The sequence below is a fragment of the Vibrio sp. Y176 genome (assembly GCF_033438945.1).
Map to the genome: position 1 here is coordinate 1 of NZ_JAWOQS010001224.1, position 509 is coordinate 509.

Here is a 509-nt window from a genome sequence, read left to right on the forward strand (position 1 = left end):
CCCGCTTGCGCTGCTTTCTCAACAAACTCAGCATGGTTGCCACGCACAAACCAGCTCATTGGTTTGACGAGCAACTCGCCGTCGAAGCAGCTTTCGCATTGGTCGGCACACAGTGCCAAAGAATTTTGGCCTTCCGTGAAGATTTGGATTTTGCCACAAACAACCAATTGTTCAGAGGTAGAAACCTCCCAACCCGCTTGCTCCATTACGTCCAAAAAAGCTTCGACGTCAGAGTCTTTGATCACTTTTGAATCTTCACCTTCAGGGAAGAATTGCGCGTAGAAAGCAGAAATACGTTTGAAGATAAACAACAAACCAGCGTCATTCCCCTTTGAACGCCCCGCCTTTTGCCAACGAGTTAAGTCATCGCCGACCGTTCGACCAAAACGCTGAGATTTCAGAGCTTTTGTTACCCAACGAACAAGATAGTGGTTGTTCGCCACTGGCGCATTGGCCAACTTGCCAGAACGATGTTCCTGCTCCAGTTCATTCAGAGCAGAGTTAACCAA

The 509-nt window shown here is 48.3% G+C and carries 1 protein-coding gene; it reads right to left on the reverse strand.

Features of this window, described 5'->3' with window-relative positions:
- The coding region (locus R7O13_RS31090) for a DUF2913 family protein (protein WP_318305756.1) at window positions 1-509 on the reverse strand (509 nt) is incomplete at both ends.